The organism is Paenibacillus sp. FSL R7-0179 (genome assembly GCF_038002265.1).
In the GTDB taxonomy this organism is placed as follows: Bacteria; Bacillota; Bacilli; order Paenibacillales; family Paenibacillaceae; genus Paenibacillus_AQ.
Genome location: NZ_JBBOCC010000002.1, coordinates 1,023,947 through 1,044,332 on the forward strand (window position 1 = coordinate 1,023,947; position 20,386 = coordinate 1,044,332).

A 20,386-nucleotide genomic window follows, 5' to 3' on the forward strand; every position below is an offset into this window, starting at 1 on the left:
CAGCAGATTATAAACTGCAGGGTATAGGAGGATGCTACTCGTTGCGCAATGCATAGATAGGGCGCATTCTTGCAGCCTTGCTTGCAGGAATCATTCCGAAGACGACACCGATAATCAAGGAGAAGGAAAAGGAGATCAGCACCATATTCCAGGAGTGTGCCACATTCAAGGCGGTATAATGACCGACAGCCCAGCTGGCACCAAGTCCCAGTGCGACTCCGATCAGCCCCCCGGTTCCGCTTAAGACTACGGATTCGATCATGAACTGCATCATAATGTTCTTTTTTTTGGCACCGATGGCCTTGCGGATGCCGATCTCTCTGGTTCGCTCATTGACCGAGACGATCATAATGTTCATAATCCCTATCCCGCCTACAAATAACGAAATACCGGCGATACCGCCAAGGGCCATGGACAGAGTGGAGCTGGTCTCATTCACCGTTTCCAGCATCTGCCGCGAATCAAAGACAGAGTAAGCATTCTCGGCTGCACTGAATTTGGCAGTAAGGCTGGCCTCCAGCTTGGCTTTGACCTCATCCACATTGTCATTGGAAGTGGTGGTGAGCGTAATGGAGCGGACTCCCTTGCTCTGCAGGAACCGTTCGGCTGTAGAGATGGGGATCAGCAGCTTCTCGTCGCTTGAACCGATGCTGGTGGAGCCTTTACTCTCCAGCAGCCCGACGATTTTGAAGCTGCTTCCGTTGATCTGTACCTTTTGGCCTACAGGATTATCTGTACCGAATAGATCCTCCGCTGTATCTGATCCGATTAACGCAACCTTCTGCCGGTATTCTGTATCCATCTCAAGCAGGAATCTTCCGGATTGCACATGGAAATCCTGGACCTCTTCGTACGCAGGTGTAATGCCTTCTACGGATACGGAAACGTTCTCGGTACTGTGCTTGGCGGTTACGTTCCCGGAGATGATCGGGGATACATTATCCACCCCCTCAATCTCACCCAGCGCCAAGGCCTCCTCGTAGGTTAGCGAAGTGGTGGCACCGCGGCCCATAATGTTGACGGTCAGCTGGTTGGTTCCCAGGGAGCTTAGGGATTCTGTAATCTGTGAGGTAGTGCCCTGACCCACAGCGACAAGTGCAATGACGGAGGAGACCCCGATAATGATGCCCAGCATGGTAAGAAAGGCTCTTATTTTGCTGCTGAGGATACTTTTGAAGGCCATTTTCATACTCTGGTACAGCATCATGAGTGCATCACCTTCCGATCCTCTACAAGATCCCCGTCCTGAATCCGGATCACCCGTTTGGCCTGCTCGGCAATCTCCAGGTCATGCGTGATCAGAATAATGGTATGCCCCTGCCCGTTAAGCTCCTTAATCATCTGCAGAACCTCCTTGCCTGTCTTGGAGTCCAGTGCTCCAGTTGGTTCGTCGGCAAGAAGAATAGGAGGGGTTCCGGCAAGCGCGCGGGCAATGGCCACACGCTGCTGCTGGCCTCCGGACAGCTCGGAGGGACGGTGATTCATTCTGCTCTCCAGGCCTACCCGGACCAGGGCATTGCAGGCAATTTCTCTGCGCTCCCTATGGGACATTCCACGGTAGATCAAGGGCAGCTCCACATTCTCTACCGCTGATAATTTCGGCAGCAGATTGAAGTTCTGAAAGATGAAGCCGATCTTCTCGTTGCGGATCTGGGCCATCTTGTTGTCAGACAGCCTGCGGATCTCCTGGCCGTCCAGGAAATAATCGCCTTCATTGGCGACATCCAGGCAGCCCAGCATGTTCATCAGGGTGGACTTGCCAGACCCTGACGGGCCGATGATCGCCACGAATTCACCGTGATGAATGGTGAAGCTCAGGCTCTTCAGAACTGTCATCGATTCTCCGGCCATCGTGAAGCTGTGCTGCATATTCTCAACCCGGATCAGCGGTTCTGGTGAGGTCATCGTCCGCCACCGCCCCCGGAGAAACCGCCCCTGCTGCCCCCGCTCCCGCCGGGAAAGCCTCCGCTCCCTCCGGTCATTCCTCCGCCGCCGAAGCCGCCCATACCACCCATACCACCCATACCACCCATGCCGCCTTGCTGCGGGGAGGTGGTATTGCCTGAGGAAATCACGGTGGGGAGGATCACTTCATCCCCTTCGCTTAAGCCGCTGACGATTTCGATGCTGCTCTCATTGTGGATACCGGTCTCCACAGCCACCCGCTGCGTGCCGGTGGCATTGCCCGAAGCACTACGGCTTCCGGTAGCCCTGCCGGAGAACCCGGCGCCGGCCGGAAATTCACCGCCGGGAAACGCTCCGCCCCGGGCTTCTCCGCCGCCCTGAGGGTATCCGCCGCCTTGACCGCTTCCGCGGGCAGCTCTGCCGCCGGTTTGGCCTTCTTCTCCTTCCGGCCGGCTTTCGCCTTGACCGCCGGGAGCCTGTCCGTCAGCCGCGCCACTCTCAGCAGACTTGGAGCCAGCCGCATCTCTGTCCGCCCTGCCGGATTCTTCATTGCCGGTACCCGGCACATTGACGAAGGATTTCCCGTTTATCTTCGTTACAGCTTCGATGGGAACGGTCAGAATATCCTTCTTCTCTTCAATCGTAACCGCTACCTCCGCAGACATGCCGATAAGCACACCCTCCGGGTTATTTAATCCTACAGTGACGTTGAACAGGGAGACACCATTAGAGGAGGTCCCTTCTTTGGCGATATCAATAACTTTACCGGTAAAAGACTTATCCTCAAGAGCATCCAGTGTAATGGTGGAGGCTTGATTGAGCTTGATTTTGGGAATATCCAGCTCGTCTACCTGAACGGTTACGCTTAGGTTCACGTAGTCGGTCATGGTGAACAGCTCTGTACCATTCTGGGCCTGTTCACCGGCCGTAATATTCACGGCAGTGATCGTTCCATCGATGGGAGCGGTCAGCGGATCAGGCGGAGCCATATCTTCATGGATGTCAGCGATGGAATCCTGCTGGTCTGCGATATCGCTTTTGGCCTTATCGATGGCCTTTTTTGCCGATTCCAGCTCTTCCTCTGTCGCGTTATTCATAGCCAGCGTCTTGTAGCTCTCCTGTTTATTCTCAAGCTCTGTCTTGAGATTCTCCAGTGACTTCGTGGCTTCCTTCAGCTTATCATCCAGATCGGCTGCGGCAAATGTGATCAGCACATCGCCCTTTTTAACGACATCGCCTTTCTTAACCCTGACCGTATCGACCTTCCCGGCTTCTTTGGTGCGGATGCTCTCGCTGTTGATCGCCGATACTGCACCTGAACCTGAGACACCCACCAGGATATCTCCCTTACTGGCAACTGCCGTATTCAGCGGAGCGGCATTGATCTGCTGATTCTGATCGGGCCAGAGCCGATAGCCCGCAATCCCTGCAATAGCAACGAGGACTATGGCTGAAGCGATAATGATGATCTTCTTTTTGTTCATTTTACGGCTCCTTCAGTGGAAGATGTGGCTGCTTTGGCGGTAACCTCAAGGGAATAGGCCTGGCTGGCGAGCTCCGTCCGCATCCCCTGGAATTCATCATAGAATTTAAGGGCGTAGGTGCCGGAGGTGAGATTTTTGAACAGGACGCTGGTAAGTGTTGTGGAATAAGAGTTGTTTGTTCCCAGGGTCAAGTCGGTTCCGAGCGTCAGAGTTTTCTCATGAGACTGTCCATAAGGATCGATAACCTGAAGGATGAGCTTATGCTGGAAAGCGCCTGTCTGGTAGGTAGTATCCTGATTGAGATTATAATTGAACGTCACAGCAATGCTGGTTGCGCCCTTGGTGAGTTCCCCTGTAGAGCTGGTAACTGCCAGTGTATAAGGGAAAAGCGGAACAGAAGCCAGATTGGTCAGAGGTGTAACCTCTGCCGGTGTCAGTGTCAGCGCTGCCGTATTGACGTATCCCGTCGCAGCCGTTCCTGCGGCAGTCAGCTTGCCGTCCGCAATCGCCTGGCTGATATACAGCTGAAGATCTGTAGTGTCCAGAGCGGACGGAACTTTTGCCCAGAAGGTAACCAGTGTTTTGCCTTCAGGGCCGGTAGGCAGCTCAGATTGGTTCACGGTTGCTTCAAAATATTGCCCGTCAGCAGTCCTGAACTGTGCGTACAGACGGGCCAGATTGGCCTGCCGGACTTCGTCGCTGTTCATTTCCACTTCGCTGTACACCAGGTTCGAGCCGGTTCCTGTATACAGGAGGGTGGAACGTTCCTTTACGGTGGCTTGCTTGCCGGTGGCCTTAATCTTGAAGGCTTCCCCTGCAGCCAGCGGAGCTACACTCTTAACGGCACTGTCGCTTGTGCTGAGAGAGAGGAACTGCGACACTTCTGTACCCTTGGTCTCCTGGAGGATGAGCTTGACTTGTCTGAAATCCAAGGTGTATGGAATATGGCCTTGAACAGATATCTGTGTGCTGGCACCAGGGGCAAGGACTGAAGAGCTGTTGCCCGTATAAGTCTGTGAAGAGGAAGTGAGATCCATCTGATCCACCAGGAGTATTCCGGTAAAAGCAGGCAAAGTAATGGTCTTGGACGTTGCATTGCGTATCGTTAGTACAGCCTGCACCAGATCCTCGCTGCCCCAAGGCAGACGCAGCAGGGAGTCCAGAGAGACAGCGAAGGTACCGTAGGTATTGGTTACGCTGGTCTCGGCGGCGAGATGAATCTGGCTCTCCGGCGTATAAGGGATGCGGAAATAAGCCACAGGCAGTGTTACCTTATCCGCGCTGGCTGCAGGAGCAATCATGCGCAGCTCCAGCGAATTCTGAGCCAGCTCCAGCGGAACGCTGGAGCTCAGCTCAATCAGCTTGTCTTCCAGCGGCTTCAGGGTCAGGCTGCTCAAGGCTGTGGACGTCACCGGGAAGCTATAGCCTTCCGCCGACTGGACGTTAAGCTCATAAGCAGGCAAAGTAACCGCTGTGCTGCCGGTATTCTTCACCCGGAGCTGATAGCTCCACACACCGTTCCCGTTATCCGCATGCACAGCTGCCTTCAGCAGCTGCATGTCCACGATATTGCTGTCGATGGAGACCTTTTTGGTATAGCCCGCCGCTACAGTGAAATCTGCGGTTACCGCAGCCGGAAGTGCGTAGGAAGAGACAGGCAGGTACAGCTTGAGTCCTTCATCCAGCTTGGCGATCTGCAGCGTCATCTTGCTGAGATTCATGTAGGAGGGGATCTCGGTCATATAATAGAGCGTCTTCTTCTCCTGAGGCTGAAGCTTGAATTGGGAGCTGCTGTCATCCAGTGTAAGTGTAAAGACAGAGCCGCCTGAGGATTTCAGGTACAAGGTATAGCCCGGGTCTGTAAGCACTTTGGTACCCAGATTGGTTAGGCTAAGCCCAGCCTTGGCATAGACTTTGCCGTTATATTTGTAGATTTGCACGGACTCGGCTTTGGTGGCGGCTGGAATGCCGCCAAGTTCCACCTTCCGTGTCTCCCCTGTAAGCGAGGACAGAGAATAATTGGCTGGGACCGTGAACGTGCCTATACGCTGTTCATAATTAGCGGCGCTGAAATTCCAGCCGTATATGTTGATTTTAAGTCCTTTGACGGAGGCGGCAGTTCCAATATTCGCATAGTATGTAAGGCTGGTGCTTTGCTTTGCGGGGATTTTCTTGACTGTACTGTCTGCGCTGACCGGTATTCCCTTGATGACGCTGCCGCCTGCAGTTACAATTTTGGAGAAATAGTCCGCCAGATTGACGCTGCTGCCGGCAGTATTGGTGTAGGTAAGTGTGTAGGTGAGAATATTACCGCCGGTTTGGCTCTGAATTCCTACATGGCTCAGCTTCACCTGAAGCGTGGTACCGAGCTTGAGCACACTTAGACTGTTAAGTGTGGAGACTTCTGTGACCGTACTTGCTGCTGAGGCAGCCGTTGAACCGGATGAAGCAGCATAGGCCGTAGTTCCCGGGCTTCCTGCGGTTTGACTTGCGGCAAATGTGCTGAGCAGCAGCAGAACAAATGCTTTTTTTCGTGTAAGCATGTAATTTCCTCCTTGAATGATCTCATAAGGCAAAATATCAACCTTGACTGAATGCCCGCTGAAAAAAAGCCGTCAAACCGCGCTGAAGCTTAAAGGAAGCTTAAAAGAAGATAAAAAATAAGCGGAATTTGCGCGGCTTGTCAAACGGGCTGTTTTTGCATATAATAGATGGGCATATAATCCGCATACATGCAATGATGGAGAAGAGTACGCAGTGCCTGGCTTACAGGGAGGAAGCGCCGCAGATTGAGAGCGTTTCTAAGAGAGCAGAGCTGCCGAAGTTCACTCCGGAGCAGTTCCCTGAATGTGCTTCAAGGCTTCCTTGGAGAGCGCTAGTAGGGGGGACCGGCCGCAGACCGTTATTTCTGTATAAAGTGAGACAGGTCTTTGCCGCTCCGAAAGAGGGAATATTGCTCTTAAGGGAAGCGTACGGCCGTCTAACAAGGGTGGTACCACGGTCTTTTCGTCCCTTTACCGGGAGGAAAGGCCTTTTTTTGTTGAACAATACGAGATTTGAGGGGGCAGTACAAGCCATGAAAGACAAATTGGAAGCACTGAAGGCCGAGGCACTGACGAAGCTGCAGGCGGTAAACGATCCGCAGATTCTGAATGACCTGCGCGTCAAATACCTTGGCAAAAAAGGCGAGCTGACAGAGGTTCTGCGCGGTATGGGCGGACTAAGCGCGGAAGAGCGTCCGGTGATCGGCCAGGTGGCGAATCTGGTGCGCAGCGCCATTGAAGAGGTGATCGGCGCCAAGCAGGAGCTGTTCCAGCACCAGGAGACTCAGAACCGCCTCAATGCAGAGAAGGTCGATGTAACCCTGCCGGGCCGCGGCATGCCGCAGGGCGGGATTCATCCGCTTAGCCGGGTGATTCAGGAGATCGAGGATATTTTCATCGGCATGGGCTACAAGGTGGCGGAAGGACCGGAAGTGGAGACCGATTATTACAACTTCGAGGCGCTTAATCTTCCGAAGAACCATCCGGCCCGCGATATGCAGGACTCCTTCTATATTACGGAAGACATTCTGATGCGCACACAGACCTCGCCGGTCCAGATCCGTACCATGCAGGCGATGAACGGGGAGACTCCGGTCAAGGTCATCTGTCCGGGCAAGGTGTTCCGCCGTGACGACGACGATGCGACCCACTCCTTCCAGTTCCATCAGATCGAAGGTCTGGTGATCGGACGCAATATCCGCATGAGCGACCTGAAGGGGACCCTGCAGCAGTTCATGAAGGAGATGTTCGGTCCTAGCGCGGGCATCCGGCTGCGCCCAAGCTTCTTCCCGTTCACAGAGCCTAGCGTTGAGGTGGATGTAAGCTGCTTCAAATGCGGCGGCGAAGGCTGCCGGCTCTGCAAGCAGAGCGGCTGGCTGGAGATTCTCGGCGCGGGTATGGTACACCCGAATGTGCTGCGGATGGGCGGCTACGACCCTGAGGTCTACAGCGGCTTCGCGTTCGGCATGGGCGCTGAGCGGATTGCGATGCTGAAGTACGGCATCGATGACATCCGTTATTTCTACACGAATGATATGGGCTTTGTGAAGCAGTTCAAGGGTATTTAAGGATTTGGCGGGTGTGCGCTGGGGCGTGTTGGACGGATATTGTTAAGCCGGAGGGATGACGGCAGTGCTACTTAAATGACTGCGATTGAAGGACCGGAGGGGAATTTTGGAACTGGAGGAGCGATAGCGACCGCCTTTGTCTGCGGATTTCAACCGTATTAACGGGATGAATTCAAGAAATCTGCAGACAACAGCGGCCGGAAGTCCAAAACTTCTCTGGAGGAACACTGCAATGCAGAATTTTTTTGCGCGAAGTTGACGTGGGCTTGTTTATATCCGCTTCCGCACCCCGGCACAACCGGCATGGAGAGCAATACATCTGAAACAAAAAGGAAGTGTGCGATTATGAAAGTATCAACCGCCTGGCTGGCCGATTATATATCGCTGGAAGGGGTGACCGCAGATGAATTAGCGGACAAAATCACCACCGCCGGCATCGAGATTGACGGAGTAGAACGCCGCAACAAAGGGATTTCCGGGATTGTGACCGGCTACGTGAAATCCAAAGAAAAGCACCCCGACGCCGATAAGCTGAATATCTGCATCGTCGATGCCGGGCAGGGCGAGGATCTGCAGATCGTCTGCGGAGCGAAGAATGTCGCAGCGGGCCAGAAGGTTCCGGTCGCGCTGGTGGGCGCCAAGCTGCCTGGCCTGGAGATCAAAAAAGCCAAGCTGCGCGGCGTGCTGTCGCAGGGGATGATCTGCTCGGCCAAAGAGCTGGGCCTGAACGACAAGCTGCTGCCCAAAGAGCTGCAGGAGGGCATTCTGGTGCTGCCGGAGCAGACCGAGGTGGGCAAGGATATTCTCAACGTGCTCGGACTGAATGACGAAATCCTTGATTTCGATTTGACACCGAACCGTTCCGACTGTCTGAGCATGATTGGTGCCGCTTATGAGGTAAGCGCGGTGCTGGGCCGTGAGCTGAAGCTGGCTGATCCGGCGGCAGAGCTCGTGGAAACGGGCGGCAAGGCTGCGGACTCCATTACGGTTACGATTGAGGACGAGGCGTTCTGCAGCCATTATGCCGTGCGTTATATTGCCGGAGTGAAAACCGCGCCGTCCCCGCTGTGGATTCAGAACCGCCTGATGGCGGCCGGGGTACGTCCGATTAATAATATCGTGGATATCACCAACTACGTGATGCTGGAATACGGACAGCCGCTGCATGCATTTGACGGCGGGCAGCTCCAGGGCGGAACCATCGGTGTACGGTTTGCCCGTGAAGGGGAACGACTGGTAACCCTTGACGGCCAAGAGCGCAAGCTTGAGCCGCAGATGCTGGTCATTGCCGACGGTTCAGGCGCAATTGGCCTGGCAGGAGTGATGGGCGGACTGTCAACAGAGGTTACCGCAGACACTGTTAATATCGTACTGGAATCAGCCAAATTTGATGGCGGAACGGTACGCAAGACCTCGCGTCAGCTCGGTCTGCGTTCAGAAGCGTCCCAACGGTTCGAGAAGGAAGTCGACCCGAATGCAGTCATCCCTGCGCTTAACCGCGCGGCTGCACTGATTGCCCGGTATGCCGGAGGAACGGTGCATGAAGGGATTGTCCAGGCCGGAAGTATCGCTGGTCAGGAGAAAGTGCTGCAATTATCGCTGGAGAAGCTGAACCGCTACCTCGGGACAGATCTGTCATTGCTGGAAGTGAAAACCCTGTTCGGACGTCTGCATTTCAAGTGCGGTGATGCGGCTCAGGGAATCGTCGAGGTCGAGGTGCCGACACGGCGCGGAGACATTACGCAGGATGTGGATCTGATTGAAGAGATCGCCCGCTTATACGGCTATGACAACATTCCGACCACCCTGATCGAAGGCACAACAACACCGGGTGCGCTTACCAGACAGCAGTCCCTGCGCCGCGAGCTGCGCCGTTTGCTCTCACTGGGCGGATATCAGGAGGTTATGGGCTATTCCTTCATCCAGCCGGAGCAGAGCAAGCTCTTCCCTATGCTGGCGGAAGGCAAGCAGTCTGTGAAGCTGGCGATGCCGATGAGCGAGGAGCGCAGCGTGCTGCGTACCAGCCTGCTGCCGCAGCTGTTGGAGATTGCCCTCTACAACACGAACCGCCGCCAAGGCGATCTGGCGTTGTTCGAAATTGGCAATGTGTTCTTCACCGAAGAAGAAGTACTTACCCGCCAGCCGAGCGAGCTGCCGGTGCTGGGGCTGCTGCTGAGCGGTACGCGTGCAGCCAAGCAGTGGAACGTGGCTGCTGAGCCGGTGGATTTCTTCGACCTCAAGGGGGCGCTGGAGACTGTATTTGCGCATCTGGGTCTTACGGATCGCGTAGTCTACGAAGGGGACGCGCCTGAAGGCTATCATCCGGGACGCTCTGCTTCCATCTATCTGCTTCAGGCAGAGGGCCGCGTGAAGATCGGTTCGATGGGGCAGCTTCATCCCGAGCTGCAGCGCCGGATGGATCTGGAGGATACCTACGTATCCGAAGTCCTGCTCCAGCCGCTCTATGATGCGGCGCGCGCCCAATTGCAGTATAGCGAGCTTCACCGCTTCCCGGGCATGGAACGGGACATTGCGGTGGTAGTGGATGAGGCAGTACCGGCAGGCGACCTGATCGCGGCGATCCGTGAGCACGGAGGTACTCTGCTGCAAAATGTGCAGGTATTTGATATCTACACAGGAGGCAAGATGGAGGCGGGTAAGAAGAGCGTTGCCCTGTCGCTCTTGTACCGCCACACCGAGCATACGCTGACTGACGAAGAGGTTGTGGAAGTGCATGATAAAGTGGTCTCTGCGCTTGAACAAACTTTTGGTGCAGAATTAAGAAAATAGCAGGAATTGTGCAAAGCCGCAGCGAATCCATTTAGAAACAGAGATTCGCTGCGGCTTTTCTGTACCCATCTGAAGTGCGGAGGAACATGCAAATAAATGCAATGGACGCGTGCTTTTGCCAAAGGTCAGGAAATCACGCTACAATAGGAGTAAGAGCAAAGAAACCAACTTAGAATCCGCACACATACAAAGGAGGGCACAACTGTGGCTATGGACCGGACCCGTGTCGCCGTGGAGATATACGGAACTTCCTACAAGCTTGTCGGAAGCAGCACAGAATATATGAAACAGGTCGCCCGTCATGTCGATGAGCATATGCGTGCAATATCGAAATCACATTCCAGACTGGATACGCCGCGGATTGCGGTGCTTACAGCTGTACATATGGCAGAGCAGGCAATCCAGGTTCAGGATTTCAAGAATGAGCTGAATATGCTGACCGGTGAACGCACTGAGCTTCGCGTGGAGGTGTCACGCCTTCAGGAAGCGCAGCGTGAACAGCAGGAAGAATATGAGAAGCTGGAAGCCGCTGCGAAGGAAGAGGCTGCGCGGCTGGTTGCCGCCGCCGAAGAAGAACGCTCCAGGCATCTGGAGCAGCAGGAGCAGGAGAGGCAGCTGCATGCCCAGCTGCTGGAGGAAGAGAAGCAGGCTGCGGCCGCTGCCCGCGAGCAGCTGGTGCAGGAGCTGAAGGCGCGCGAGGATGAGCTGAAGGCGCTGCGTGAGGGTCATGAAGAGGAGCAGGCTGCAAGCCGCGAGGCAGCGCGTCAGGAGCTGCAAGCCGCAGAAGCCATCCGGCTGCAGCAGCTGGAAGAGCTGAAGTCTGCCCATCTGCAGGAACTGGAGCAGCTGCGCGAGACGCTGACCCTCGAGAAGACAGAGACGTTGTCTGCCTTGGAGCAGGAGCTGCACGAGACGCGGGAGACGATGGGCAGCGAGATCGTGGAGATCCGCTCCGCGCTTAGCAAGGAGCTGGCTGATACCAAGGCTGCGCTCACAAGTGAGCTTACCGGGGAACGGGAAGCGCTTGAGAAGGAGCTGGCCAAGAACAAGGAGCTGCGGCAGTCCCAGGGGACGCAGGAGCACCGGCACAAGCAGCAGCTTCAGGAGCTGGAGAAGCAGCTTGGTGAGCTGCGCGGCGGAACCGGGCAGCTCCAGTCCCGGCTGCGGGCGGCGGAGGCCGGGCTGAAGGGCGAACGCGATGCACGGCTGACGCTGCTGGCGCAGTACGAAGCTGTGCTGAAGCGGGAGGAGCAGCTTGGCGAGGAGCTTAAGCTTGCCGCTGAGCAAGGAGAGCAGCAGAGCGCGGCGCTGGAGGAAGTGCGCAAGCAGGCTGCGGCTTCGCAGAGCAAGGCGGAAGCGCTCCGCAGTGAGCTGCGGGACGCAGAGGACAAGCTAAGCGTTGCATTGAAAGAGCTGCACACGGCGAACGAGCTTGGCACCCTGCTGAACGAAGAGGTGGAAGGGCTGCGCCAGCAGGTTGTAACTGCGCAGAGCGAGGCGGAAACGCTCCGCAGCGAGCTGCGGGACACAGAAGGCAAGCTAAGCGCTGCGTTGGAGGAACTGCACACGGCGAGCGAGCTCGGCACCCTGTTGAACGAAGAGCTGGATGAGCTGCATAAGCAAGTTGCGGCATCGCAGAGCGAGGCAGAGGAGATTCGCAGCGAATTGCGGGACGCAGAGGGCAAACTAAGCGAAGCGCAGGAGGAGCTGCACACCGCTAAGGAGCTGGGCAATCAGCTGAACGATGAGCTGGAAGGGCTGCGCCAGCGTTATGAGCTGACACAGGAAGAAGCGGCAGCACTGCGCACATCGCTGCAGGAGACGGCAGATCAGCTCAGCCGGACGCAGGTGGAATTCGACCGTACGGCAGAGGAAGCGGCGTCCTGGCAGGAGCGTGCGAACAAGCACATGGAGGATATCAGCGAGCTGGAGATGAACCTTCTGGAAGAAGGGGAGAAGTCGGCAGCATTGCAGCGCGAAGTGGAGACTCTTCGCGGACAGGCAGACGGCATGGTTCAGCAGCTTGATCAGGAAGCGCGGCTGCGTGCCGAAGCGGAACAGGAGCTTGCCGCTCAGCAGAGGGCGGCTGAAGCAGCCCTTAAGGAACTGGCTGCGCTTCGCGGCCGTTACGAGGAGCTGATCGCCCAGTACGATGAGATTCTGCAGGACGGGGAGCAGCTGAAGGAACGCTGCGAGCTGCTGGAAGCCGAAGGCGAGGAAGCTGCGCGGCGTCTGGAAGAGCTGTATGAGGCAGGCCGTGAAGCTGCGGCTACGGCGGCGGAGCAGCAGGAAGCCCTCCGCGAGACCCGGGAGTATGAAGCTACCTGGAAGCAGAGATATGAGGAGCTTCAGCAGCGCGAGCAGCAGTGGAACGAGCAGGAAGCACAGCTGCGGGAGGAGATAGAGATCTGGCAGCAGGAAGCCGGGGAAGCCGAGGCCCAGGCGGAATCAGTCAGCCGCTCGCGCACCGAGGCGGCGCAGCGGCTGGATGAGATCGGCGAGAGCTATGAGCTGGTCCAAGGCCAGCTGCGGCTGGTTCAGGCGCAGTTCGAGCTGCAGCAGGGGGAGCTGGAGAAGCTATCTCAGGAGCATCGTAGCCTGCAGGCGGAATATGCCAAGCTACAGAGTGAATATAATGAATGGATTCAACTGATCGAACAGGACAGTTGAATGGCGGATGCATCACAGGAAGAGCTGTTATAAGCAGGAATGCTTAGAACGGCTTTTTCTGCTGTGCAGGGACGGGAGACGGCTTCCTCCTTAAGGGGACTGCACGGGAGGGCTGCTGCTCTAAAGTTGGCTGAAGTGAAGTAATGGATAGAAGTAATTTCAAATGGAAGGAAAGTTGGCGATGGGAAGGGTTGAGTGGAGAAGATAGCTAGGCTACCATCTTGCACTAAATACAACATTCGTACCTCTGAAGCAGCAAATTGAGGGAAATCCTGCCTAGAATGCAACATCTCAATGCCAATGACCCGCTCCACCAGTAACATTCCTGCATAATGTGCAACATTTGGCGTTCTCAAGCTGCAATCCGTTAGAAATCCTGCAAAAGGTGCAACTTCGGCGTTCTCAGGTCACATTGAAGAGCACAAGTGCTTTTGACATAATAAGTATTGCAACCGGTTACAACCCGGGGTAGGATGTTGGGTGAGGTGAACGGGATGGATAAGAAATGGGTCAGCGGCGCTGGGGTTGTTGTGCTGTTTATACTGCTGTCATATTTGTTTATAGGCTTCGCACATCATTCTGCCCGGATGGGAAATATCGTTAAGGAATTAAGCGGCCAGCCGGTTCAGGACAAGCCCGGATATCATATTGTGCTGATCGAGCAGGAACGGTACCACCCGTACTGGGAGATGGTCGAGAAGGGGGCGGCGGAGGCTGCAGCAAAGTACGGGATAGAGATCGAATTCACGGGACCGGTGCGCAATAACATGGAGGAGCAGATCAGTCTGCTGGAAAAAGCGATTGCCGCCCAGGCGGATGCGATCATCGTGCAGGGGCTCAACGACGAGAAGTTCACGCCGGTGATTGATAAGGCCGTGAACCGTGGGATTCCTGTGATCACGATTGACACGGATGCTCCGGCCAGCCGGAGACTGGCCTATGTGGGGACTGACAATGTAGCTGCCGGAGAGGCACTGGGGCGCATGGTTGTGAAGACGACCGGCGGAAAAGGCAAAATAGGCGTCATCATCGGCAGCGAGCTGGCCAAGAACCAGCTTCAGCGTCTGGACGGGCTGAAGAACATCGTAAAGGACTACAGCGGCATGGAGATTGTCGATGTGCGCAGCTCCAATATCTCGCATATGGAAGCCATCCAGCAGGCGGCGGATATGCTGCGGTATCATCCGGAGATCGATGTGATGGTCGGCACCAGTTCAACGGATGCGCTCGGGGTTCTGCAGGCATCGAGGAGCCTGAAGCGCGGGCCGCTGACCATCATCGGCTTCGATAACCAGGCGGAGACGCTGGATGCCATCAGCCGGGGAGCGATCACAGCGACTGTCGCACAACAACCCTACCTGATGGGGAATATGGCGGTAAGGCTGCTCCATGAGCATTTTAATGGTGCTGAGTTACAGCCCCGGTACTATACCGGTGTGAAGGTGCTGGATAAGACCAATGTGCAGGAGGGAGAGAGCCTATGAGTATCCGCCTGAAGCTGCTGATCTGCATTCCGCTGCTGGTGCTGCTGATGAGCTCGGTCTCCTTCGTATTGTTTCAGAGCGGGAAGAATGTGCAGGAGAGCTACCACCTGATGATGAACCGGATCATGCTGTATAAGGAGGTATCCTATGAGGTCGGCGAGAATATGCGCTCCTTGAACCGCTTCATTATGCAGGTGGATACAGAGAGCTTCCCGGAGGTGGAGAAGCATCTCAGTGCAGTACTGGAGCTGCGCAGCAGGCTCGACGGAATGGCAACCATCGGGGGCAGCGGCCTTCCGCTGATGAATTACAGCCACCTTATTGATACGTTTGTGGAGCAGGCGGGCCAGATGATCACGGAGATTGACGGCCAGGATGCCAATTCGCTGGCAGGGGCCTATATCGAGGCGGAGCAGACCCAGCGGTTCATCCGCGAGGAGGCCCAGGAGCTGGTCGATCTGGAGCTGGACCAATATAAGCCGATCTACGCGGAGATTATGTCCACGACAGCGAAGCTGAACCGGATGGGCAGCCTGCTGGTGATTGCTGCGGCGCTGCTTAGCATCTGTATGGCGGTCTGGCTGTCCAGCAGCATTACCGGACCGATCCGCCGCCTGGTGGCAACGGCCAAGCAAATCTCGAAGGGACGGATGGATACCAAGGCGCCGGAGAGCGTGAACAACGATGAGATCAGCATCCTGTGCCGTGCTTTTAACGGGATGATCGATAATATCCAGGAGCTGATGAAGGAGAGCATCAAGAGTGCAGAGAAGGACCGGCTGGTCAAGGAGCTGGAGCTGAAAATGCTGCAGAGTCAGATCAATCCGCATTTCCTGTTCAATACACTGAATTCTATCGCCAAGCTTGCGTATCTGGAAGGGGCGGCGAGAACCAGCGATCTGACCGTGTCTGTCTCGCGTCTGCTCCGCTATAATCTGCAAAAGCTGGACCAGGCCGTTCCGCTGCGCGAGGAGGTCGAGCATGTGAACGAGTATATCAACATTCAGCGGGCCCGCTTCCGGGACCGGATTGCTTTTGAGATGGAGATTGATGAGGCGGCGATGGACGGGATGGTGCCGTGTCTGACGCTGCAGCCGATCTTCGAGAATGCCTTCGTTCACGGTCTGGAGCAGATGGAGGAGGGGGCTATACTTACGCTATCGATCCGCTACCGCAGCGGGCAGGTGGAGATTGTGATCAGCGATAACGGAGCGGGCATGAGCCGCGAGACGGTAGCCCGGCTGATGGGCTCGACTCAGCAGGAGGCGCCGCATTCCAGCGGCAAGGGCCAGTCTACCGGGCTTGGGACACATAATGTTTTTAAAAGACTGCATTTATTCTTCGACGGCCAGCAGCTCATCGAGATCAACAGCAGTGAAGGGCAGGGAACGGCTGTGCTGTTCCGGCTGCCCTTCCGGACCTCGGCCTAGAGGCATTCACCTGAAGTGAAGGGGGAAAAGATAACGATGTACAAGCTGCTGATCGCAGATGATGAAGCGCTGGAGCGGGAGGGGCTGGAGCTGATGATCCGGCATCTGATCCCGGACACGTTCGAATTCCTGCATGCCGGGAACGGACGGAAGGCGATTCAGCTGGCGGAGGAGCACCGGCCGGATATGATTTTTATGGATATTAAGATGCCTGGTATCCAGGGGCTGGAGGCGGTGCGGCAGATCCGGGAGAAGCTTCCGGCGGCGCAGATTGTGATGATTACGGCCCATGACTACTTCGCGTATGCCAAGGAGGGGCTGCTGCTGGGCGTGCGCGACTATCTGCTGAAGCCGGCCCGGCGGGAAGAGGTGGCGGAGGTGCTGAGGAAGCTGATGGCGGTCATTGAGGAGGAGCGGAGGCGCAGGAATGAACAGCTGGAGCTGCAGGAGAAGCTGGCCCACCTGCTGCCGCTGGCCGAGAATGAGCTGACCCTGATACTGATGCTGGAGCATGTGCAGGATCTGGAGCCGGAGCAGCTGGCCGGGCTGCTGGAGCTGCACTTCAGCAAGGGCTACGCGATGGTCCTGTCCTTCCCCCGGCACGGGGAGACCGGCTGGGAGTCGTTCCGGCAGTCCAAGAGGGAGATCTATGAGGCGCTCAAGCACTTTGCCAAAACAGGACTAGGCTGCCTCGCCGGACCGCTGGCCGGGCATCAGCTGGCGCTGTTCATTCCCTTGCCGCCGGGGAGGACCGGATATTCCCAGCGGGTCAGCTCGCTGGACTGGGGGGAGCGGCTCCGCACCTATGCCGGGGAGCGCTTCGGCCTGCCGCTTGGCATCGGTATCGGCTCGATCCGCGAAGGCTGGGACGGGCTTAGCCGCTCTTACCGCGAAGCCGTCCGGGTATGTGCGGATCACCTGCATTCATCCGGTGTGCATCATTACGATGATATGATTCAGAGCTCAGGGCAGACGGCGGTCTCACTGGATGAAGAGAAGAAGCTGCTTACCGCCTTGCTCCAGCGCAGCAAGCAGGAGGCTGCCCAGCGCTTCAGCCTGCTGTATGACTCCTTCGAGCAGGGAGGGGAGCAGCCGCTGTCCGCTGTGCGGGGGGAGGTAACCGGCCTGCTGCTGTTCCTGGCCAGAGGCGTGCACTCCACGGCCGGCGCGGAGCTGCTGGCTTCGCTGAACGCAGCGGAAGATCCGCGCGCTCTGCGGTTAAGCGCGGAGTCCTGGCTGGAGCGGCTGATCGATGGCCTCGAAGAGGAGCAGGAGCATCACCGGTCCCATGTGCATCAGCGGGCGCTTCTCTATATCAGCCAGAAGTATAAAGAGGATATCTCCATGGAGCAGACGGCTGAATACGTGAACCTGAGCCCGCATTACTTCAGCAAATTGTTCCGGCAGCATGAGGGGGAGACCTTCATCGACTACATCACTCGGCTGCGGATCAATGAAGCGAAACGACTGATCGCTGAGGATCAGCTGAACTTGAAGGAAATCTGCTATGAAGTAGGCTATAAAGACCCGAATTATTTCAGCAGGGTCTTCAAAAAGGCTGCGGGGATGACGCCAAGCGAATTCCGCCAGCAGCAGTAGAAATCCGGTCCTTGCTGAGTGAGCAAGGACTTTTTTGTGCTGTTGCCCCCGATTATCCTATGAAAGCCGGGGCGGAGAATTACATTACAGCAGGCAAGACCAAGAATGCGGGTGGAAGGCAAATAAGTGCAGGGAATCGCTGCTCCCGGGGCTATTTTTCCATGCTACACTTTTTTTGTAAGCGTAATCAAATATAGGGCTGACGAAAAGGGGCGTAGCAATCGTGAGAAAATACGGAAGAGCCATTTCCCTCGGGCTGGCGGCAATGGTGCTGGCTGCATCGATGGCGGGCTGCGGTGTGGTCTCAAGCGGTGACAATGAGAAGAAGGAGTCTGCAGGAGCGGCCAAGGACGGGGACAAAATTGTCATCGGCATGTCCATGGATACCTTGAAGGAGGAGCGCTGGCAGAAGGACCGGGATATTTTCACAGCAAAGGTACAGGAGCTTGGCGGTGAAGTGAAGGTACTGGCCGCGAACGGGGATGATGCTACCCAGCTAAGTCAGGCGGAGCAGCTGATCTCCCAGGGTGTGGATGTGCTCGTGGTCATTGCCCATAATGCGGAGGCTACGGCTCCCATCGTGGATAAGGCCCATAAGGAAGGCATCAAGGTCATTGCCTATGACCGGCTGATTAACAATTCCGAGGTGGATTATTACATCTCCTTCGATAATGTGCGTGTCGGTGAATTCCAGGCTCAGGCGGTCATCGACAAGGCTCCCAAGGGCAATATCGTCTACATCGGCGGCGCGGATACCGATAACAATGCCCACATGTTCAAGGAAGGCGCGATGAATATTCTGAAGCCGCTGGCAGACAAGGGTGATATCAAAATCGTCTACGACCAGTTCTCCAAGGACTGGAAGCCCGAGGAAGCTCTGAAGAACATGGAGAATGCGCTGACCGCGAACAATAACGATGTACAGGGCGTGGTAGCGGCGAACGACGGGACAGCGGGCGGCTCGATCCAGGCGCTTACGGCGCAGGGCATGGCGGGCAAAATTCCGGTATCCGGCCAGGATGCGGACCTCGCCGCTGTACAGCGCATCGCCGAAGGCACGCAGCTGATGACGGTCTACAAGCCGATCAACGCGATTGCCACGAAGGCGGCGGAAATGGCGGTGGCGGCTGCCAAGGGCGAGGCTATTTCGACAGATAAGACTGTTAACAACGGTAAAATTGATGTTCCATCCGTGCTGCTTGATCCGATTGCCGTCAATAAGGATAACCTGGATGTGCTGATCAAGGACGGATTCCACAAGCTGGAGGATGTGTACAAGAACGTTCCTAAGGACCAGTGGCCGAAACAATAAGGGCAGCCTGTACGGCAAGCAGATGCGGCGCCAGTGGCGAACCCGCATCTGCTTGCTGCTTGAGGGCGGGAAGGAGGAACGGCAGGCATGGATGTACTTGAAATGGTAGAGATCAGCAAGAGCTTCCCCGGCGTGAAGGCGCTGGACCATGTGAACTTCAAGGTGAAGCAAGGGGAGATTCACGCTTTATGCGGGGAGAACGGCGCAGGCAAATCCACGCTGATGAAGGTGCTGAGCGGACTGTATCCTGCGGGGACCTATGAAGGCGAGATCCGTATCGGCGGGGAGAAGAAGGCATTCCACCAAATTACTGATGCCGAGCAGGCCGGGATTGCGATTATTCATCAGGAGCTGGCGCTCGTGAAGGAGATGACGGTCGGCGAGAATATTTTCCTTGGGGCAGAGCCGGTGAAGCGCGGGGCGATTCAGTGGAATGAGCTGTATCATCAGGCTTCGCAGTGGCTGAAGAAGGTCGGGCTGAACCTGTCGCCGGATACGAAGATCGGCAATCTGGGCATCGGCCAGCAGCAGCTCGTGGAGATCGCCAAGGCGCTCTCCAAGCATACCCGGATTCTCATTCTGGATGAACCGACAGCGGCGCTGACGGAGAGCGAGGTGTCCATCCTGATGGGCATCCTGAATCAGCTGCGGCGCGAAGGAGTGACCTGTGTCTATATCTCCCACAAAATGCCCGAGGTGTTCGCGCTGGCCGATTCCATCACTGTGCTGCGGGACGGGAAGACGGTGGCAACCCTGAACCGCCAGGAGACGAACGACGATCAGGTGGTGTCGCTGATGGTCGGCCGTGAGCTGACGGAGCGCTATCCGCGCGTCCCGCATTCACCCGGGGACAAGGTGCTAGAGGTCGCAGACTACAATGTCTGGCACCCGGAGAAGCGTCAGCAGAAGGTGCTCCGGGATATTGGCTTCACGCTCCGTCAAGGAGAGATTCTGGGCATTGCCGGGCTGATGGGGGCCGGACGGACAGAGCTGGTCAGCAGCCTGTTCGGCGCGTATGGCGGAAGAAGGGAAGGCACAGTGCTGATCGAAGGCAAGGCGGTCAAGATCCGTTCGGTTGCCGGAGCGATCAAGGCCGGGATTGCTCTGGTCACCGAAGACCGCAAGCGCCAGGGGCTGGTGATGGGGATGGACGTCAAGCGCAATACGACGCTGGCCACACTCGGCAAGGTCTCAAGGCTCGGAGTGATCAATGAGAATGAGGAGATCAAATGGTCCGAGCAATACGTGAAGGATCTGAAGACGAAGACAGCTTCGCTGGAGACACTCGTCGGTACTCTCTCCGGGGGCAATCAGCAAAAGGTGGTTATCGGCAAATGGCTGATGACGGGTCCCAAGATTCTGATTATGGACGAACCCACCCGGGGCATCGATGTCGGGGCAAAGTACGAAATTTATAACCTGATGAACAAGCTGGTAGAACAGGGAGTAGCCATTATTATGATCTCCTCCGAGCTTCCCGAGGTACTGGGGATGAGTGACCGGATTCTGGTGATGTGCGAAGGACAACTGGTACGGGAATATGACTGGCGCGAAGCAACGCAGGAGAAGATTATGCTGGCCGCCACAGGAGGCAAATAGAG

The 20,386-nt window shown here is 56.3% G+C and carries 12 protein-coding genes and 1 other annotated feature; of the genes, 8 read left to right on the forward strand and 4 right to left on the reverse strand.

What is annotated here, in order from left to right:
- Positions 1-34: 34 nt before the first annotated feature.
- From MKX63_RS21035 to MKX63_RS21050, 4 genes are read right to left on the reverse strand one after another with little or no spacing between them, the layout of a single operon-like run.
- The gene (locus tag MKX63_RS21035; RefSeq protein WP_341019797.1) at positions 35-1,207 is read right to left on the reverse strand and encodes an ABC transporter permease; all 1,173 of its coding nucleotides are present in this window, start codon (positions 1,205-1,207) and stop codon (positions 35-37) included.
- Positions 1,204-1,905, reverse strand: coding sequence for an ABC transporter ATP-binding protein (locus MKX63_RS21040; protein WP_341019798.1), 702 nt, complete (start codon positions 1,903-1,905; stop codon positions 1,204-1,206). Before MKX63_RS21040 ends, MKX63_RS21035 begins: the two co-directional genes overlap by 4 nt.
- On the reverse strand, positions 1,902-3,389 hold the full coding sequence (locus MKX63_RS21045; RefSeq protein ID WP_341019800.1) for an efflux RND transporter periplasmic adaptor subunit: 1,488 nt from the start codon (positions 3,387-3,389) through the stop codon (positions 1,902-1,904). The genes MKX63_RS21040 and MKX63_RS21045 overlap by 4 nt, the downstream gene beginning before the upstream one ends.
- A complete protein-coding gene (locus MKX63_RS21050; RefSeq protein WP_341019802.1) occupies positions 3,386-5,932 on the reverse strand; it encodes a hypothetical protein in 2,547 nt (848 codons plus the stop codon). Before MKX63_RS21050 ends, MKX63_RS21045 begins: the two co-directional genes overlap by 4 nt.
- Before the next feature lie 185 nt (positions 5,933-6,117).
- Positions 6,118-6,406: a binding site (T-box leader), on the forward strand.
- 59 nt (positions 6,407-6,465) lie between these two features.
- Here MKX63_RS21050 and pheS point away from each other — a divergent pair.
- The 8 genes from pheS to MKX63_RS21090 all read left to right on the forward strand — a co-directional run bounded on the left by pheS (position 6,466) and on the right by MKX63_RS21090 (position 20,384).
- On the forward strand, positions 6,466-7,500 hold the full coding sequence (gene pheS / locus MKX63_RS21055; protein WP_341019803.1) for a phenylalanine--tRNA ligase subunit alpha: 1,035 nt from the start codon (positions 6,466-6,468) through the stop codon (positions 7,498-7,500).
- A 345-nt stretch (positions 7,501-7,845) separates the two neighbouring features.
- A complete protein-coding gene (pheT, locus tag MKX63_RS21060; RefSeq protein ID WP_341019804.1) occupies positions 7,846-10,290 on the forward strand; it encodes a phenylalanine--tRNA ligase subunit beta in 2,445 nt (814 codons plus the stop codon).
- Positions 10,291-10,494: 204 nt separating this feature from the next.
- Positions 10,495-12,960: a hypothetical protein gene (locus MKX63_RS21065; RefSeq protein ID WP_341019806.1), complete on the forward strand. Its 2,466-nt coding sequence runs from the start codon at positions 10,495-10,497 to the stop codon at positions 12,958-12,960.
- A gap of 494 nt (positions 12,961-13,454) precedes the next feature.
- Positions 13,455-14,444, forward strand: coding sequence for a sugar-binding protein (locus MKX63_RS21070; protein ID WP_341019808.1), 990 nt, complete (start codon positions 13,455-13,457; stop codon positions 14,442-14,444).
- Positions 14,441-15,874, forward strand: coding sequence for a sensor histidine kinase (locus MKX63_RS21075; protein WP_341019809.1), 1,434 nt, complete (start codon positions 14,441-14,443; stop codon positions 15,872-15,874). The genes MKX63_RS21070 and MKX63_RS21075 overlap by 4 nt, the downstream gene beginning before the upstream one ends.
- Before the next feature lie 36 nt (positions 15,875-15,910).
- The gene (locus MKX63_RS21080; protein ID WP_341019810.1) at positions 15,911-17,473 is read left to right on the forward strand and encodes a helix-turn-helix domain-containing protein; all 1,563 of its coding nucleotides are present in this window, start codon (positions 15,911-15,913) and stop codon (positions 17,471-17,473) included.
- A 265-nt stretch (positions 17,474-17,738) separates the two neighbouring features.
- Positions 17,739-18,785 carry a D-xylose ABC transporter substrate-binding protein gene (gene xylF, locus MKX63_RS21085; protein WP_445323561.1) on the forward strand — a complete coding sequence of 349 codons (1,047 nt, stop codon included), beginning with the start codon at positions 17,739-17,741 and terminating at the stop codon, positions 18,783-18,785.
- 87 nt (positions 18,786-18,872) lie between these two features.
- Complete coding sequence (locus MKX63_RS21090; protein WP_341019811.1) at positions 18,873-20,384, forward strand: xylose ABC transporter ATP-binding protein; 1,512 nt, start codon at positions 18,873-18,875, stop codon at positions 20,382-20,384.
- The last annotated feature ends 2 nt before the right edge of the window (positions 20,385-20,386 follow it).

Coding starts and splice junctions, on each gene's coding strand:
- MKX63_RS21035 (WP_341019797.1), bottom strand. CDS start 1,207: ATGATGCTGTACCAGAGTATGAAAATGGCCTTCAAAAGTATCCTCAGC.
- MKX63_RS21040 (WP_341019798.1), bottom strand. CDS start 1,905: ATGACCTCACCAGAACCGCTGATCCGGGTTGAGAATATGCAGCACAGC.
- MKX63_RS21045 (WP_341019800.1), bottom strand. CDS start 3,389: ATGAACAAAAAGAAGATCATCATTATCGCTTCAGCCATAGTCCTCGTT.
- MKX63_RS21050 (WP_341019802.1), bottom strand. CDS start 5,932: ATGCTTACACGAAAAAAAGCATTTGTTCTGCTGCTGCTCAGCACATTT.
- pheS (WP_341019803.1), top strand. CDS start 6,466: ATGAAAGACAAATTGGAAGCACTGAAGGCCGAGGCACTGACGAAGCTG.
- pheT (WP_341019804.1), top strand. CDS start 7,846: ATGAAAGTATCAACCGCCTGGCTGGCCGATTATATATCGCTGGAAGGG.
- MKX63_RS21070 (WP_341019808.1), top strand. CDS start 13,455: ATGGATAAGAAATGGGTCAGCGGCGCTGGGGTTGTTGTGCTGTTTATA.
- MKX63_RS21075 (WP_341019809.1), top strand. CDS start 14,441: ATGAGTATCCGCCTGAAGCTGCTGATCTGCATTCCGCTGCTGGTGCTG.
- MKX63_RS21080 (WP_341019810.1), top strand. CDS start 15,911: ATGTACAAGCTGCTGATCGCAGATGATGAAGCGCTGGAGCGGGAGGGG.
- xylF (WP_445323561.1), top strand. CDS start 17,739: ATGGTGCTGGCTGCATCGATGGCGGGCTGCGGTGTGGTCTCAAGCGGT.
- MKX63_RS21090 (WP_341019811.1), top strand. CDS start 18,873: ATGGATGTACTTGAAATGGTAGAGATCAGCAAGAGCTTCCCCGGCGTG.